General features: G+C 64.9%; 1 protein-coding gene. It reads left to right on the forward strand.

All coding sequences use genetic code 11. The annotated features are described in order from the left end of the window. On the forward strand, nt 1–561 hold a 561-nt coding region (locus tag G3I78_RS47250; protein ID WP_275424929.1), incomplete at both ends, for a SecY family transport protein.

Raw genomic sequence — 561 nt, forward strand, 5'->3', positions numbered from 1 at the left:
GTCGATCGCCGCGAGCTTCCCGACCGCCCTGTGGTCGATCGCCGGTGGTGCGAACGGCGCCACGAACTTCATCATCATGATCGCGGTCATCGTGGTCGTCATCGGCCTGGTCGTGTTCGTCGAGCAGTCGCAGCGCCGCGTGCCGGTCCAGTACGCCAAGCGGATGGTTGGGCGTCGCATGTACGGCGGCTCGAGCACGTACATCCCGATCAAGATCAACATGGCCAACGTCATCCCGGTGATCTTCGCGGCCTCGCTGCTCGCGGTCCCGGGTCTCATCGCGCAGTTCGGCGACCAGAGCGCCGACTGGGTCATCTGGGTCAGCACGAACCTGGGCGACCCGGCCGCGCCGCTGCACATCGCGCTGTACGTGCTGATGATCATCTTCTTCTGCTTCTTCTACACGTCGATCACGTTCAACCCGGACGAGGTCGCGGACAACATGAAGAAGTACGGCGGCTTCATCCCCGGCATCCGTGCCGGCCGGCCGACCGCCGAGTACCTCGACTACGTCATCACCCGCATCACCTCCGCGGGCTCCATCTACCTCGCGCTCGTCGC

It is taken from the genome of Streptomyces sp. SID13726 (assembly GCF_010548375.1).
Taxonomy (GTDB): domain Bacteria; phylum Actinomycetota; class Actinomycetes; order Streptomycetales; family Streptomycetaceae; genus Streptomyces.